A 17,649-nucleotide genomic window follows, 5' to 3' on the forward strand; every position below is an offset into this window, starting at 1 on the left:
TATTAAAAAATCTATAATAATTTTCTTATATTAGGACAGATTTTTTAATCTCAATAACACTTATTGATACAAACTATATCACCATATGTTTAAAAGAAAACTATCTATACTTTTTAGTTTTTTTCTTTTGTTTTTGTATTCATGTGCACCACATCAAAAGCCAAAAGAGATTAGTAGTTTAGATCATTTTATAGGGAATGATTTTAATTGGAAAGAGTTAACGGGGTCAGACATATTTGTTTCGTCTCGATCTAGTACGTCAGAAGAGGTGATGGCCAAGATATATTCCTCTCCTTCTATGCAAGAACTTCAAGAGGCTAAAGATAAAATGCCTGAAAGTTTAGCACTTCTGACGGATAATTTTTTAAATGATTTATATACTGACTATGAGGAAATGTCAGAACATCAACAAATGATGTTACTGGAAAATTCTCATTGTGATATGAAAGTCTTAAATAAGGAAACGGATCCAAAACGTTTTGCTTTGATTCATCAGAAGTTGAATAAGGCATTTACTTATTTAAGAAAAACAAAAGGAATACGATCAGGATATGCTTTTGTTGGGAATATTGCTAAAGCTAATGTTGGTGGACAACATGGGTATATTGTTAACATGGCTACAGGTGAGTTAGTTGAGTTTCCTATTTCTTCTGCATGGCACGGTATCGGTTTTCAAGAGGATTCTGGAAGAACACCCGTGGGTTATTTTATTGTTTATGATAAGTACTCACAGCCAGGATGGCAATCTCGTACTAAGACTACTGCTCCTCAAAAAATGTTTTGGAAATTAGAAGGTCAGTCTTATATCGAGGAGGTTTTATACATTTATAGAAAATCTACAAAAACTGAAAAAGCATTTATATGTTCTAATCAGTTTGGGTTAATTGGCCAGAATATTGGTTCTGAATATGTAGACTTAGAGGCAACTAAATATTTAAGAAAGAATCCAGATGAATTTTCATTTATAGATAACAGTAATTCAGGTGTTAGGCAGTTGTATTTACATGGAACTAATAGAGAAGACCAATTGGGGTACGAACTTTCTGGTGGGTGTGTCAGAATGTCTAATATCAATTCGTTTATCATCAAAGAAATAGTAAAGAAACAAAAAACCTTACCCGTTTTTTTAGATGCATCTGCTTTACATCCTCCAATTAAAATCAATCTTCCTGGATTTGATAATACGGATTTAGAATCAATATATAATGAGCAAAGTATTGTGATAAGAACGCAAAATTTGCTTGATTCTATGACTCTAAATAATAAATTATATACAAAAGTTTTACCTCCATTAGCTAATTCTATTGCGTATAGAATGTCTAAAATAGAAAATCAATCTGCAGATGTAAAAATTAGTATTAATGTACCATTTCCTGAATCAGCTATGAAGTATTGGTTGCACATGCAAGATACTTCAAATTATGATCATATTCCTTTTCAGCAACATTTTGGGTTTAAAGGAGAGTATTATAAAGATGTTCTCAAAAGAGGACAGGAACATCCATTTTTTAGGAATTATCAGTACAATGAGTTAAAAACTTATTTTACAGGAAGATTAGATGATGCAAAATTAAGGTTAGAAAAAGATCTAACAAACGCATTTTCTAAGTATGATATAGATACAACGGGTTTTTACAGTATGATTAATATTGAGGAACAGACGGTAATAGACCCTTATTTTAATGATAATAACGATTCTATTAGTGGTATAGAGTTTTTATCCATATCTGATGAGAGAAGACGAGTTATGCACTATATGGGGTTATTAGATACTCTAGCTTCAGATTACCCTGAAAATTTAGATCAATGGGATCATTTGAATTGGTTAAATGCTTACACATCTCTTAGTAATGAACTCCCTGGTAGTTTACCTTCTGGAGAAATAGATTATTATGATGCAATTTTAGCTCAAGCTTATATTTATGCATTAGGAGAACGAGAGTTGTATGAAAGGGAAATAAAAGCAGGTAAATTACTTCCTGTAAAAGGACAAAACTTTCAGGAACATTTAGTGAGTAAATTAGGGCCTGAGGGAGCACTGGCATTAATGGATGAAATTGGGTTATGGAAGTTATTTCAATATTCTAGGAGTTCTGAAAATACATCCAATATGAAAATTACTACAGTTTCAAGGCCCAAAGAAGAAATGATTTGGGGTATCCATCGACTTGCAGAAGCTTACTATTCAAAATATAAATGGATATCAAATCAATATGTATTGACTTCTTCTGTAAATGGGCAAGCAATTACTATGAATGATTAGGTCTTAAAAATATTCGGAGCCTTTCTATAGGTTTATAGAAAGGCTCCAGTCTAAAAAATAAAATCATAATATAAAAAAAGAAGGTGCATCAGTTATTAAACTGAAACACCTTCTAGTTCTATATAAAAATCGACAACTCCATCTTCTCCTAATAACTTAGAAGCAAAAAAGTCATCTTCAGTTAAATCGTGCTGAGCATTTTCAAAAAAAACCTCTTCTGTGTTGTCATCATAGACTAAGGTTACTTTGAAAGTGGTAGAATGAGTGTCAGTATTCTCATATCCACCTTCCCATAGGTATTGATTTGTATTAGCGATACTCATGTTCATCAAAGAATGATTATAATCAAAAATAACAAAAAAAAGTTAAATACCAGCTATCTAATTACAATAAAATCGACCCTTTTTATAATTTAATATTGACTTAATTTAGCGTTCAAAATAGGCTCTTTTATTAATCAATAGACAAAAAAAACTCAAGTATTATGTTCGTTATGTAACACAAACACAATACTTGAGTTTTACTTTTATCAAAGTGTATTTTCGTAAACCAATTTTAATTCTGAAATGTAGAATTGAATAACTAAGGTTAGAACTTCCAGCCTATCCATACACTAAGTGCTACTGTACGTGTAAGACCATCAGGTCTTGCTTCTCTTGCCATTACAGGAAATCCTAAATCAGAACCTAAGGTATATTTATCAAAAGTTCTAGAAATACCACCAGTGATGTTTAAAGTTAACCCACTAGAATTTTCAATGTTTTTTCTTTCGTCAGTTTCAGGGTTGATGTAGGTATCTTCTCCAATATGGTAAATACCTAGTAAGCCGGTTTTCCATGACCATTTATCAGCACTTGGTTTTTTATACTCTGCTCTAATTGCCAAATCTGGCATTCGCTCATAGCCATTAGTAGTTTTAAATTTAGCATCTGGACTAGGATCTGTTTGTACATAAGTACTACTATTTTGAGTTAATGGATGTTGGTATCCTACAGAAAATAGAAACTTATTTACATTCACAGCGATACCTCCTAGAGCATCAAAAGTACCTAAAGAGGGTTGATAAGCCATTGGTAGTGCAAGACCATTATCCATTAAATTACCGTCTTGAAGAGGTATTTTTGCTCCACCAAAAAGAGTAGCCGATACTTTATCACTTTTGAAAACAGGTACTGATACAGATAAAGTAATATCTCCTAAGCCTGCAGCAGTTCCTAGTTCTCCTGTAGACACAATATATGGCATCACAAATTGGAAATAAACAGCCTGATTAATGTTGTAATCAGCTTCCATTTGAAGTCCAATTATATGAGTTTGTTTTTCTCCAAGAGAATAAGTGGGTTTTAGACGGAATTCACCGTTTGAGACATCATCACCCATAGCATTGTTGTGAGTCATAGGACCAATGCTACAAACTCCGGCATCGGAACAACCTTGTGCCTGTACTATTTGTGTTGATAATAATAGAGAGAATAGAATAAGAAGTGAATAACGTTCTAAATAAAAAATTTTCATTTTGTGCAAGAGAATGTAAAATGAACATACGGATTAAGTTATTCTCAATTTACGAAAAATATTCGTTTGTTTAAACAATTATTGTAATAAGGTTATAAATAATAAAGAAGATATGAAATAGTAGAAGGGAGTTAGCTTATGAAGAATGAACGATATGTTTAATATTTAGATGATTAATAATGTCAGTTTGATCTTCAGATTTAGTAATACGTATTGTTTTAATATTATTTCCTTTTTTATCTATGAGGATCTCTAAAGTCTGTTTTTCTTTTTTTGTAAAAGATATGCTAATGTCAAAATCTCTGTTGTAAAACTTTTTATTTTTAGAGGATGACATTTCAATAAATTCTATTTTTTTTTCTTCACATGCTAAAGCCATCAGTTTTTTATTCTCAAAAAAGAACCTCCAAACTTCGTTCTCTTTTTGATTAGAAATACTGATCATTACCCTTTCATGCGACAGTTCATGATCAAGTAATCCTTCGTCTTCGACTTTATAAATAGTGATACATGAAATTTTAATTTCTTGAGCTTTTAATGATGTTGAAAAACTAAAGAAAAATAAAATAGAAACTATTAAAGTAAAAAAATAGGAAAGTTTTTTTGAATGATATGTGTTAGGTGTAAACTTCACGTTGTAAAACTACGCTAATTTTTAATCTCTAAGAGATTATTTGATGAATAATAATGCATCCTATATTTTTTAACCAAAAAAAAGAGGGAAGCTACTGTAACTTCCCTCATTATCATTTTTACCATTTTAAAATATGGTATGTCTTTCAATTTTAGATTCATCTTGAATTTGTAGTTCATCTTCTTCCACTTCATCAACGATAACGTGAGGACGAACACCAATAATAAGCATATCATCTATTTGTCTTTGATTACCTTCTCTCATCCATTGTTCCATAAATTTAGAAATTGCTTCCCTTTGAATATTCATGTCTTTTTTATGGATGTTGAATAGTAATTCTTTGAATGGTCTTTGCATCAATTTTCTGCCGTTAGGACCACCAAACTGATCTTGATAACCATCTGAACAAATATAGAATACTTCGATGTTTTCTAGCGGTAATGAATAAGATTCATAACTCTTCTTTTGGTTTTTCTTACCACCAATACCAAACTTACCACCTTTCATTCTTTGTAACTCTGTAGGGTTGGTTTTGTCTACATAGTATAGAGGTCTACCAGCTCCGGCGAATGTTAGTGTTTTACGTTTAGGTGAAACAATACAAATAGCGATGTCCATACCATCACGACTGTCATCATTTTCTGCTTGGTTCAAGGCTTGACGAATCATATCATTCATCAATTTTAAAATACGACCCGGATCAAGAATACCTCTTTCGTAAACAATTTGGTTTAGAAGGTCATTACCAATAAGTGACATGAAGGCACCTGGAACACCATGACCAGTACAATCTGCCGCTACAATAATGTAATTCTCATTTTTCTCACCATACCAGTGGAAATCACCAGATACAATATCTCTAGGCTTTAAAAACACGAAACCATCCCAGTGAGGACCAATTCCTTGCATGTGGTCTTCCATATCGGTAGTTCTACCGAACACTGCCGTTTGCATTCGTCTTGCATAGTTTACAGAACTTTTTACTTTTTCATTATGCTGAGAAAGTAGAAGGGCCTGTTCTTTTACAAGTTCGTTTTGTCTAAGAATTTGCTCTCGGTGAGATTTCATTTCGTGGTGTTGTTCACGAATTGTTCGAGATGTTTCTTCTAGCTGACTGTTTTGATCTTTAAGCTTAGATGCTGCTTTTTCAGCATCTTTTTTCGCTCTTTCTAATTCTTTTGTGTTGTGGTTTAGAATTGCCTCAGAACGTTTTAGACGGTTAAAGGCTTTTTCTAATTCGTAGTTCTTATCAGTAAGTTCGGTCGCTTGTTGCTCTACCTCCTTCGTACGAATATTTACTTGCTCTTCTAGTTTTCTTTGTTCTCTTCTAGATCTATATCTATTGACCTGAATAGTAACAACAATAATTAAAATAGTAACACCTAAATAAATAAGGTAAGACCACCATTGTTTATAGAATGGAGTGTAAACAGAGAATCTATACGACATCGGTCTAGACCAAGAGAAGTTACCTGTTTTTCTACCTCTAATCTCTAAGGTATATTGAGACCCAGATTCTAGATCTGAAACAAGTAAACCATCAGCTTCTTTTTCAAAGTTTACCCATTCATCTTTTCCAGGGTAACCCAAAATTCTTTTTTGGAAGGCAACGTTTTCAGTAGGGTAGACAGAAATATGGAAATTCAATCTCATATAACTATCAGAAGGTACTTCCGCAATGTCATTATCTTTAAGACGATCACTACCGACAGTTACTCTTTTAACAATAGGTCGAGGAGTTTCTTTTAATACCTGAAGGTTAGGGGCAAATCCAATACCTTTAGTAGTTGATATGTATAATCTACCATAATCATCAATATAAAGACCTCTAATATTAAAGTTAGCATCTGGAAGACCATCTTTGTTATTGTAAATAAGGTATTCATCATGCTCAAAATTGTAACGAATTAATTCATTCGAAGCAGCAACCCATAATTGTTTTTCGCTAGGGTCAACCGCTAATGCGTTATTAGTTACTGAGGTGAAGTTACCGAAGTTTAGTCTCTTAAATTTATTATCTTTTAAAATCAAGGTACCGTAAGAGGTACCTAATATAATTTCTCCTGACTTCAAGAAAGAGATATCGTTGGTCTGGATATTATTTTCTATTTTGAATTTAATATCAGCTGTCAAGTTTTTAAATAAATTATTTCTAGAATCATATTTAAAGATTAGACCCTCTTTTGCAGTACCACCTACATATATTTCTCCTTTGTCATCAATTTTGATTACAATAGGTCTACTACTAATTCCTTCTTCCAATCCATAGATAATTGGTTTATTATTTTTCCCAATTTTGATTGCACCAACAACACCATCTTGACAGGTCCAGAGATTACCATTTTTATCTTGTTCTAATATATAAATGGCTCCACCTATATTAGACATGTCAATTTTTTTAATTTCTTTTCCGTTTCTCCATAACTGGATGATACCATTGGCATCCGAAGTATAAACACCTTCTTTTGTTGGTAAAATTCTAAGAAATGAGTTACCGTTACCTGTTTTTACCTTTGATGTTAAAGTGAACTGATTTAAAGTGTTCATTACACCAGAAAATAAGTTACCACCATCAGAAAAGAAAAGGTTATCCTCAATACCGTTAATGTGTTGGATGTACGAGGTTGTAAGGTTGTTAGAGAAAACGTTAAATGGTAATTGTTGGAATAGTGAAATACCATTGTCTTTTGCCAACCAGATATCTAGGTCGTTATAATAAATAGAGTTACCATTATATACACCTAGTTCAGGATCACGGAAGAGTTTAAAACCCTGGAATGTAGATTCAAGACGGTACATACCACTTATATAACCTGTGATAAGGTACTGGTCAGTTCCAATTTCTTGTATGTAAGATGCGTCGAAGTTCCTTCCTATCTGATGTACTTGTACTTTATCATTAATAATGTCTACTAATGAAATACCTCTATCAGAATCAGCTACTAGGAAAGAAGATTCAGTATACCATAAGGCATGCTGTACATTTTTTAATTTCCCTAGTGTCTTTGATATTAAAACAAATTTATTTTTCTCAGGGTCGAATCTATAAACTGTACCAGAATTATGGAAAGCATATAAAACACCTTGGAAGTTTTCTGCTAATTGAAAAGATTTAGTTTCATTCTCTGTGCTTAGAGTGAAATCAGTAAGCATTACTTCAAATTTACCCTGTTTGTTTTGTCTGAAAATTTGATAGTTATCAGCTGCCCATAAGTCGTTGTTATTATCTTCATAAAGCATTTTGCCATAATGAAGTTTACCAGCTACTTGTTCTTCAGATTCCATTTTCATAAGGTGATGCCACCTTACACCATTGGGCTTACTAAAGATTTGTACAATCTCTTTATTAGAAATAGCGTAAAGAGAACCATCTTTTTTCTGGAGCACTTGTTTGATATACTGACTTTCAAAATGGTCTGCACCAAGAGAAGTAAAGCTCGTGCCATTATATCGTATTAGACCATTGTCACTTGCTATCCAAAGATAACCAATGGAGTCTTTTGCGATATTTTTAATGTAATCAGCTTTAAGACCATCATCCTTAGAATAGTGAGTACTTAAAATGTTTTGTGCTGATAAGGGCTTACTTATACCAAATATTAGTGAAAGTAATAGAAAAGATGTAAGGTAATTTATGGAGTTGAAATACTTTTTCATGGCAAATCTTTGCGTTGAACAAGTCGATAAAAGGATCGATAAAAAAATGCTAATGCAATAATGTTTAGCTCATAATACAATTATTCATTAGAATAATCAAAAGTATAACGTAAACAAAATGCTTTTAGTGTAATAAAAAAGTGAATTATGTTTATTAAGGTGAAAAAGAAGAAGCTATAATTAGTATTGGTACTATCAGTAGTCTTATTTGCGCATATAGTTTAAATGTACGCTATCCTTAAAGTTTATTTTAATATTTTTATTACCACTTATCTTACTCAATATGGGTGCCAAATATTGTTTAGCGTTATCTTTTGCGCGTGCTTCTAACTGCATTTCTTGACCTGTGACTTTTAATTTTTTCTCTGCTTCAATATAAAGCTTATTCATTGCATCTGGTCCAGCATGTTCTGAAGAGTAAATTTTCACTTCTTGAGGATTGATTCTTCCGTCAATATGAAGTACGGGTAGATCTACAACAACAGTCGAATCTAATAAGTGAATGTCGTCTGTTTTTATTTCATTTAAATTGATGTAGCATACAATCTCACCACCAATCACGGCTAAAATTTTTGATTTGAAGAATTCATTGGCTACAGGTATGTCTTCTAAATATTCATTATTCTCAGAGTATTCAGCTACGTCTCTAACATGAGCTTTATAAAGTTCTAAACGACCAAGCCCCTCCAATTCTTCTACAATAAGTTGGTGGTCATTTTTTTTCTCCGAATAATTATCTTGATAGATGTCAAAAAGAATGTAGAATGACATCAAAATAGCAATTGTTGAAAGAAGTATCGTATGAATCTTTGAGGACATAAATGTAATATTAGCGAATAAATTTCCACCAAAAATACAATCCAAAATTGGATATACCTAAATAATCAATTTATTGAATGACAATTGTTTGCATTTAATTGTTACTTTCTAACATTACTAAGTTGATTTTCAGAAATAATAACATTCTGAAATCAGATAGCTATGATAATTATCAATATTAGCGACTTTTTTTAGATGTGATTTGAACTTCAACCGAAATCTATTAGTTTTGATGATTTAATAATGCTAAATATAGCTTATAAATTATCTTATCGAGTTAAATGAAAGTCTCTACGTCACTTCCATTTCAGTTAGTATATTCATTATTTCAGCATCAATTCTTAGGATATCTTTTTGAATCCTTTGTTATACAATTAAATAAAGAAAATAAACTAACCCTTCAACATCAGAATATTTCTTCTAGAAATGCTCATGAGTTTCAACAGCGTTTAGATCAAACAGATTTTGATCTGATAGCCTTAATGGATGAAATTCAACCTGATGCAATTGCCAATCGCTTTGGAAATAAAAAGCGAATGAAACCTGATGCTTTTTTTCTATCTGTTTTTGATGAGCAAAAAGGAGATCAGCTTTTACAAAAAAGAATCATCAGTTATGTAGAGACACAGCGTTCAAAAATTCTTGATAAACTACATAACAAAATGGTTTTTGAGATGGGGAAAGATGGAAACCCAACTTATAAAACGATTAGAGTACAAAAAGAAAAAGCTGAGATTGAATTTAGATTTTGGCGTAATAAAGAGCAAGAAAATACCAACTATCGACCGTTTATGTACCATAACGGAGAAAAAGTTGAGTTCCAATATAAAAGTGCAGTTCTATTATCAAACACTCCAGCTTGGTTATTACTAGAAGGTAAATTATTTACTTTTAAAGGAGGTGTAGACGGCAAAAAAATCAAACCTTTCTTATTTAAAAACTTCATTGCTGTTCCTCAGAAAATGGAGAAAAGTTATTATGAGAAGTTTATTTCCCACCTTATTGAGGACTATAATGTAGGAGCTAGTGGCTTCTCTATTATCAATAGAAATGAGGAGGTGAAAGCTAAGTTAAAGGTTTCTGAAATTATTATTGAAAACGAAGAAGACCAGGAAATGATGCCTTCTGAGGTAGAGCTTCTTGTGCAATTCGACTATAAAGGAGTAGTTGTAGATGCCTCTACTTTTGGTAAAAGAAGTAAAGTAACCATGGTTTATGAAAACGATGAGTTCACGTTTACCAAAACATGGAGAGATTATAAATTTGAAAAATCAATTATTAATGCCATAAAGGAATTTGAACTTGAAGGGGTTGATAATGGTAAAGTAGTTTTATCAAAAAATGATGCCTTTACTTGGTTGTCTAAAAATGCAAAAGCATTAGAGGAACTAAATGTAAAGGTTGTTCAATCTTTAAAAGAAGGGAAAAAGTACTTTGTTGGCGAATCAAAAATTAATCTTGAGGTTACTGAAGATAGAGATTGGTTTGATATTAAAACAAAAGTAGTTTTTGGAGAATTTGAAATTCCTTTTCAGACAATAAGAAAGTTAATAGTATCAGGAAGACATGAATTTGAACTGCCCAATGGAGAAATAGCTATTATTCCTAATGAATGGTTTGCTCAATATCAAGAGCTCTTTTATTTCTTAGACCATGAGTCTCCTCGTTTACAAAAACATCACTTAGCATTAGTTCAAGACCTTCAAGAAGGGTCTTTAGCTAAAGTAAGCTTTGATAGAAAACTAGAAAGATTAAGTGATTTTGATAAAATTGAAGAGTATAAAGTACCTAGATCTTTTAAAGGCAAATTAAGACCTTATCAAAAAGCGGGATACAATTGGATGAGATTCCTTTCAGAATATAATTTTGGAGGTTGCCTAGCAGATGATATGGGATTGGGTAAAACAGTACAAACTCTAAGCGTACTGGAATTTGAAAGAGTTTCCGAAAATGGGACATCACTTTTGATTATGCCTACTTCGTTGGTGTATAACTGGGAGATGGAAGCGAAAAAGTTTACTCCTAAAATGAAAATCCTTAATTATACAGGAACTAACAGAGTGAAGGATCCAGAGAAATTTGGTCATTATGACATTGTCATTACTTCTTATGGTACGGCAAGAATTGATGCAGAGATATTATCAGAGTATTATTTCAATTATATCGTTCTTGATGAAGCACAAACCATAAAAAACCCGACTTCAATAGTTACTAAAGCAGTGAATCAATTAAAAAGCCGAAAACGTTTATTGCTTTCAGGTACACCAATTGAAAACACGACAATGGATTTATGGTCGCAGATGAATTTTGCAAATGTGGGACTGTTAGGTAGTCAAAACTTCTTCAAAAAGGAATTCTTGACACCCATTGAAAAAAGAAAGGATGAAGCAAAATACAATAAACTTTATCGTTTAATTAAGCCATTTATTATGAGACGACATAAGTCTCAAGTGGCTTCTGAATTGCCTGAAAAGGTAGAGAAGGTGATGTATATTGATATGACACCGGAACAAAAGAAAAAATATGAAGAAGTAAAATCTTCTTATAGAAACGATATTCTGGAACATATTGAAACTACAGGTGTGAAAGGGTCTCAATTTATGTTACTCAAAGGTTTGACAGAATTGAGACAGTTAGCCAATCATCCAAAATTAGTAGAAGAGAAGTATCAAGATTCGGCAGGGAAATTTGATGAAGTTATTCGTTCATTGAGTAATGCTGTGGGAGAAGGACATAAAATATTGGTATTTAGTCAGTTTGTAAAACATCTTTCTATTTTCAAAAAAGAACTTGATGATAGAGGAATGAAATATGCCTATTTAGATGGTAGTACTAAAGACCGTAAGAAAGAAGTGAATGATTTTCAGAATAATAAAGATATTCAGATCTTTTTGATTTCATTAAAAGCAGGTGGATTAGGTTTAAACTTAACAGCGGCAGATTATGTGTTTATTTTAGATCCTTGGTGGAATCCAGCTATCGAAGCTCAAGCCATTGATAGAGCACATAGAATTGGTCAAGAAAATAAAGTTTTTGTGTATAAGTTCATCACTATAGGTACTGTAGAAGAGAAGATATTAGCACTTCAACAAAGTAAGAAAGAATTGGCGGATACCTTAATAACCACAGAAGAAAGCTTTATGAAGAAATTGAGTAAAGAAGATATAAGCACATTATTATCTTAAAGTGTTTAAAAAATACACAACTAAAAAAGGGTGATTTCTGAGAATGAAGTAACCCTTTTTTAATGTTTAAAATTTATTTTTGAATAAAAATGAACTTTAAACTATTGATAGTAAAATAATTATAGCTAACTTATAAGTTTTTGAGATTAAATTTAATAAATAGTCTTGCAGAATAAAAAAATGTACGTACCTTTGCATCGCAAGTCAGGTCGATTTGCTCCCTACAATCCCCCAGGTACGGAAGTAAGCAAGGGTAATAGGTTGAGCGATGCGTTCCTGGCTTGTTTTTTTTATATAAAAATATTTCAAAAAAAGGTCGATAAATTTTAAAGTTTATCGACCTTTTTTTATTCAATTTGATTTTATCCAAAATCATCAACTTTAATATCATTCATATTGATATAGGGGTTAGCAATCAATTGATTTTTGATACTCTTGCTAAATTCAGTAGAACCAATAATATAATATTGGAAGTCTTCCCACTGATGTAAATGTTCCTTCAATTTGTTAGCATCAATTCGCTTATCTACCGAAGTGAATACGGGTACATAGTTGAAGTTAGGAAGATCCATTTTTAAGAAATCTTGGTGATAAGCAGCAGATTCCTCCGTTTTATTTGAATAGAATAAATAAATGGGATGAGGATATTTTTTCTCTTCCAACTCTTTAAGTAATGGTAGGATAGGAGTAATACCAATACCTGATACAATAAATGCAATTCCTTTATTAGCATCATTTACATTGAATTTACCTAGAGGCCCATAAACTCTACTGTAATCATTTATTTTCATAGCATCAATAGACTTTTTGTATGAACTATGACTACTTCTCATAGCAAATCTAATCACCTTTTCCGATGGATGTGAAACTAATGATAACGGACGATGAGGTATTTCTATGTCATTATACTTTGGGTCGACCAATTCTAAAATAGCATATTGGCCAGCTTTGTAATCAAAAGAATCTGGTTTTTCATAAACCAATTCTATAGTATCTTTTGCTAATATGTTTTTCTCAATAAGCTTTACGATTGATTGATCTTTAATATTAACTTCCTCTAGCTTATCGTAATTTAATTTTTGATCGACTAGGTTAGCACTTAAAAAACCACTGATAATTGCACCTGTAAATCCACCGCCAGGGAAAGTCCAAGCACCTGCAAAATGAAGGTTTTTGATAGGTGATTTCATAGGTAATCTTCCCATACCAGCTTGCTTAGGTGTTTGAGCAAAACCATAAGGAGTACCCATAGGGTTACCTGTGTATCTATTGATAGTTTTTGATGTAGCTAATTCATAGTACTCAATTTCATTTTTTATACCAGGAAGGAATTTTTCTAAGCGATCAAAATAGATTTGTACCACTTCTTCCTTTTTCTTTTGATAGTCTTCTGGAGATAGATTGTCCCAATCAGTTAAGTAATCGGCACTACAAATTACACCAAAGCCTTTATCCTTTGGAGCTAACTCAGCGTCAATCTGATTGTAATCTACAAATACAAAATTCCTTTTGCTATAATCATCTTTCGCATTTTTAGCGGCATCTTTTATTGTCTTTACAGATTCATCATTAAAAAAGGTCGAATAATTTTCACTACCTAGTTTTCTGATATCACTTTTAAAACCAATATAGATACTTAAAAGAGAGCAGGCTTTTTCTAAATGATCAATACTTTTTCCTAGTTTTTTCGCTTCATTAGGGGGAAGCATATTTTTTACAACTGGAACAGCGGCATTAGCAATAACTTTCTTTGCGTATACTTTTTGAGGTTCAGAAGAGTTAAAGTGATCTTGGAATATCACCCCAGTTGCCTTTTTATCCTCAACAATAATTTGATTTACTTTTTTACCTAGTAATACCTGACCACCATTTTTCTCAATATATTCTTTTAGGTAATCGGATAGTTTTTGAGAACCACCTTTTATAAAGTGACCTCCACCAGAAATATAACTTGTTTGTGCGGCAGCAAAGTAGATCATAGACATTGTATATGGGTCGTCATGATAGTACAATAAATTTGCTTGCAGAAGAAATTTTAGATTTTCATCTTCAAAGTAATGATCAAGCCATTCTCCCAAAGTCTTTTTAGAAGCCTTTACAACAGCTGGAAAACGCAATGGCATAATTGGAAGGTTGATCATTTGCTTCCACTTTTCTGTAGGAAATGATGGTAATTCTGTTAGAATTTGATCCATGAAAAGTAAAAATTTCTCTATGTTTTTCTTTTCTTTCGGAAATCTATCAGAAAGTGCTTTTAAAGCATTGTCATGACCATGAGGTAAAACAAAATCAAAGTCTTTTGAGCTCAGGCGGTATAATTCCGGAACTTTAATAAACTCGACATTCTTTTTAACGTCTAGGTAATCGAATATATCATTTTTAAGATCTTTCTCATATAAGCCATCCATTTCATGAAGGCCTACTTCCATGACAAAATCTTTTCTTTTAAAAGTAGTGGCACATCCTCCAATAACATAATGCTGTTCTAATAATAGAACTTTTCTTCCTCTTTTAGTTAATGTGGCGCCAGCAACAAGCCCTCCAAGGCCGCCACCGATAATGATTGAATCAAATTGTGGGTAAGACATTTTATTTTAGGTTAATTGTAAGTTCTGTAATTTTATTTTTTTCTACTGTAAATGAAGCCTCCTCAAAATCTGGAGGAGATAATACACCAAATACATTGTTAGAAAAACCATATTTTTCTGTTGGCTTTCCTACCCAATTGGTATTTAACTTTTTGTCTTCATTTTCATCATGCCAAATAGCAATGGCATATGTTCCTTCGGGTAAATCATCAATACTAAATTGAATTGTTTTGGTATCCGCATCAATAGAATACCCTTTAAATTGTTTTCCATTTTCAGGGAAATTATCAGCGGTATTATAAATACCAATTTCAATTTTTCCATTACTAGATGTAGCACCAGTAATTTTTAAAGTTACTTTCTCATTCATCTCAGAGAAAGGATTGATACAGAGTAATAGGCTTAACAGGAAAGTTATCATCGTATTATTGTTTTTTGTTGATGATGCAAGGTGTAAAGAAGGATCCTATTTTAAAACCTATTTGTTATTGATGGGAGGAAATGGGATGGAATGTCTTTTTTTAGGGGTGTTTAAGCACTTTTTGGGGTGAATGGGACAAGGTTTTTGTGAAGTTTATTTATAAAGTGCAATCAAATCTTTTGAAAAAGAACGAGAAACTGGGATAGTGAAATCAGTATGTTGAAGATGTAATTCATAGTTTCTAGCATTACCGCTTACTTTTTCAATATGATTAAAGTTAGCAATATAGGATCTATGACATTGATGTATATTGTGATTACTTGGAAGTTGATTAGTGGTGTTTTTTAATGATAATCGGATAACATCTTTTTGAAGCTTGTTTTTATTATCAATATGAAATACCTCAATATAGTTACCTTCCGATTTTGCACAAATAAATTGATCTACTGAATATTGATATTCTTTTTTATCTGTATTTAAAGAAATCAGATTTTCCTTCTCTGTATCGACTGTATTTTTTGAATGAATATTTTTTGTGATTGATTGTGCATTTTCTTCGTTTTTAGATCGGAGTATATTTTCTAGGAAAAGTATAAAAACGGTTGTAGGGAAAATACCAATGGACAAAGTAATCCCAATGAATTTGATGAATGAATGATAACCATTGAAAATTTCTTCACCTATAGTAGCTGTATAGTACCAGTTTACTGTGCTAATTAACAGCATTACAATTAACGAAAAGGTAATTGTTTTTTTTACAGTCCATTTTTCTTTGTTGAAATAACTTTTGAATACTAATGGAAGGATAAAAAAACAAAAAGAGACACTAAAGAAAGTGATTAAACCATAGCCGGTGATGAAAAGTGGTTTATAAAAGGAGACAGTCGAAATTCCGAACGGTTGAAATGTATATAAGAATATAAATACAAATAGCCCGAAACAAAAGGAGGTGATCCATTTTGATTGAGCATTAGAAATTAAAGGAAACGCAGCATTTAATTTATCAATAATCATAATCTAAATTTTGGTCTTATAAAAATAATCAATCTTCAAAAATAATAGTACTTGAAGAGGATGAAATTTTGGTGTACTTCAGTATAAAAAGGGGAATTTTATTTGTTGAGACCTTTCCTTAGGTGTTAATGTTTTTCATTAAAAAAAAAGTCCGAAAAGTAAATGAACTTAACGGACTCTAGCTTAATAACTGAATTAGAAATGACTTTATATCAGACTAAATATTTATATGCGATCTAACGCTTTTTTCTAAAATCAATTGCTTTTGAGAACATTACTCCCCAAAACCATACACCAGTTGATGTTACCCCCACTTCAGCGCCTATTTGAGCTTTCATGTCAGTAAGGTTATAATATACATCAAACCAATAACTTTGACTCCATTTACTGTAGGTGTCTGAAGGTATTTCTGCCTGAGGATTTGAATATGTCTCATGCTGATTTAATGTCCAACCCAAAGCAAAATCCCATCTTCCGCCAGGAGCCCAATAATATCCATTAGTAAATGAATAATTATTTAGGTTTGAAGTGACATCCTTATTAAATACTAAATAAGGAAGAAAATCACCAATTAGACGTCCGTAACCAAGAGATAAAGAGACATTATCTTCAGCAAAATCTTGATAACCTACACGAAAGTTTAAGAGGTCCTTATCAGAAACATTCTGCCATACAGAAATTTGCTGTACGTTCCCCATTCCATAATAGTATTGAACACTTGTTTGTGCTTGTGTATCCCCGGCAATGAACGAACAGTACATAGTTATAAGTCCAATCGTAAGTAGTAGCTTTTTCACGTAAATTAGTTTAAGATAAATAAAACATATTTCCTTATATGAGATTATAAGTTTATATATAAACAAATGTACGTGTGTTAATGAAAAATGATGCTACTGAAAATCAAATGAATGATAACGTAAACATCTGTTATACTGTTAAAATCAAAAAGGCTTTCATGTTTTGTTATAAAAACATAAAAGCCTTTTATTAATGTTAAATTTAAGTAAGATTGATGTTAAACAATTTATTCTTCCATGTAAATATCAATCAAACCTTCAGGGAGATTAGTTTGAATTGTTTTCTTTTCCATATCAGCATTACCAACAATGTCATCACTAATAGGAATCAATACTTCTTTCCCTTTGTATTCCATCTCGATTAAATCTTGTGCAGCATTAGTGTAGATTTTTTTAATCTGACCTAATTCACCTAAGTTTTTATCAACAATAGTAAAATCAACTACATCATGATAATAGAACTTACCCTCTTCTAATTTAGGAAGCGCAGCAAGAGGTAAATATAATTGTGCATCTTTTAACGCTTCAGCATCTTCGATACTTTCAATATCTTCGAATTTTGCAATAAAGCGATTATTATGAAGCGATAAATATTCTAAAAAGTAAGGCACAAGGTTACCTCTTCTTTCTATAAAAACAGCATCTAAACCTTGATATAGTGTAAGATCATCAACATCACCAAAGATTAATACTTCTCCATTTAAACCGTGAGTTCTAGTAACTTTACCAAACTCAAAACACTCTTCTTTTAGCATA

Annotated in this window: 12 protein-coding genes and 1 other RNA gene; 3 read left to right on the plus strand and 10 right to left on the minus strand. The window is 31.8% G+C overall.

Going from position 1 to position 17,649, the window contains the following annotated elements; all coding sequences use genetic code 11:
- Window positions 1-85: 85 nt before the first annotated feature.
- Window positions 86-2,263, plus strand: a complete 2,178-nt coding sequence (locus tag NH26_RS16410; protein WP_084812205.1) for a L,D-transpeptidase — start codon at window positions 86-88, stop codon at window positions 2,261-2,263.
- Window positions 2,264-2,358: 95 nt separating this feature from the next.
- Here NH26_RS16410 and NH26_RS16415 read toward each other — a convergent pair whose 3' ends face one another.
- The 5 genes from NH26_RS16415 to NH26_RS16435 form a co-directional block, all read right to left on the minus strand.
- Window positions 2,359-2,586, minus strand: a complete 228-nt coding sequence (locus tag NH26_RS16415; RefSeq protein WP_139263125.1) for a hypothetical protein — start codon at window positions 2,584-2,586, stop codon at window positions 2,359-2,361.
- Window positions 2,587-2,851: 265 nt separating this feature from the next.
- Entirely contained in the window at window positions 2,852-3,778 is a 927-nt protein-coding gene (locus NH26_RS16420; RefSeq protein WP_044219599.1) for a hypothetical protein, read from the minus strand.
- A 136-nt stretch (window positions 3,779-3,914) separates the two neighbouring features.
- Complete coding sequence (locus NH26_RS16425; protein ID WP_044219601.1) at window positions 3,915-4,412, minus strand: hypothetical protein; 498 nt, start codon at window positions 4,410-4,412, stop codon at window positions 3,915-3,917.
- Between the two features lie 126 nt (window positions 4,413-4,538).
- Window positions 4,539-8,069 (minus strand): SpoIIE family protein phosphatase, encoded by a 3,531-nt coding sequence (locus tag NH26_RS16430; RefSeq protein ID WP_044219604.1) that lies wholly within the window; start codon window positions 8,067-8,069, stop codon window positions 4,539-4,541.
- A gap of 204 nt (window positions 8,070-8,273) precedes the next feature.
- Window positions 8,274-8,888, minus strand: a complete 615-nt coding sequence (locus tag NH26_RS16435) for a DUF4230 domain-containing protein (protein ID WP_084812206.1) — start codon at window positions 8,886-8,888, stop codon at window positions 8,274-8,276.
- Between the two features lie 281 nt (window positions 8,889-9,169).
- Between NH26_RS16435 and NH26_RS16440 the strand changes: the two genes are divergently transcribed.
- Both NH26_RS16440 and ffs read left to right on the plus strand, forming a co-directional pair.
- Window positions 9,170-12,073, plus strand: coding sequence for a DEAD/DEAH box helicase (locus NH26_RS16440; protein ID WP_044219609.1), 2,904 nt, complete (start codon window positions 9,170-9,172; stop codon window positions 12,071-12,073).
- Between the two features lie 198 nt (window positions 12,074-12,271).
- An RNA gene (gene ffs / locus NH26_RS16445) (signal recognition particle sRNA small type) lies at window positions 12,272-12,362 on the plus strand.
- 73 nt (window positions 12,363-12,435) lie between these two features.
- Here ffs and NH26_RS16450 read toward each other — a convergent pair.
- The 5 genes from NH26_RS16450 to rimM form a co-directional block, all read right to left on the minus strand.
- A complete protein-coding gene (locus tag NH26_RS16450) occupies window positions 12,436-14,661 on the minus strand; it encodes an FAD-dependent oxidoreductase (RefSeq protein ID WP_044219613.1) in 2,226 nt (741 codons plus the stop codon).
- A 1-nt stretch (window position 14,662) separates the two neighbouring features.
- Complete coding sequence (locus NH26_RS16455) at window positions 14,663-15,031, minus strand: DUF2141 domain-containing protein (RefSeq protein WP_044219615.1); 369 nt, start codon at window positions 15,029-15,031, stop codon at window positions 14,663-14,665.
- A 204-nt stretch (window positions 15,032-15,235) separates the two neighbouring features.
- Complete coding sequence (locus NH26_RS16460) at window positions 15,236-16,096, minus strand: LytR/AlgR family response regulator transcription factor (RefSeq protein WP_044219618.1); 861 nt, start codon at window positions 16,094-16,096, stop codon at window positions 15,236-15,238.
- Window positions 16,097-16,332: 236 nt separating this feature from the next.
- A complete protein-coding gene (locus NH26_RS16465) occupies window positions 16,333-16,893 on the minus strand; it encodes a hypothetical protein (protein ID WP_139263127.1) in 561 nt (186 codons plus the stop codon).
- A 227-nt stretch (window positions 16,894-17,120) separates the two neighbouring features.
- Window positions 17,121-17,648 carry a ribosome maturation factor RimM gene (rimM, locus tag NH26_RS16470; protein ID WP_044219623.1) on the minus strand — a complete coding sequence of 176 codons (528 nt, stop codon included), beginning with the start codon at window positions 17,646-17,648 and terminating at the stop codon, window positions 17,121-17,123.
- Window position 17,649: the final 1 nt, after the last annotated feature.

Origin of the sequence: Flammeovirga pacifica, from assembly GCF_000807855.2 — a bacterium.
GTDB classification, from domain to species: domain Bacteria; phylum Bacteroidota; class Bacteroidia; order Cytophagales; family Flammeovirgaceae; genus Flammeovirga; species Flammeovirga pacifica.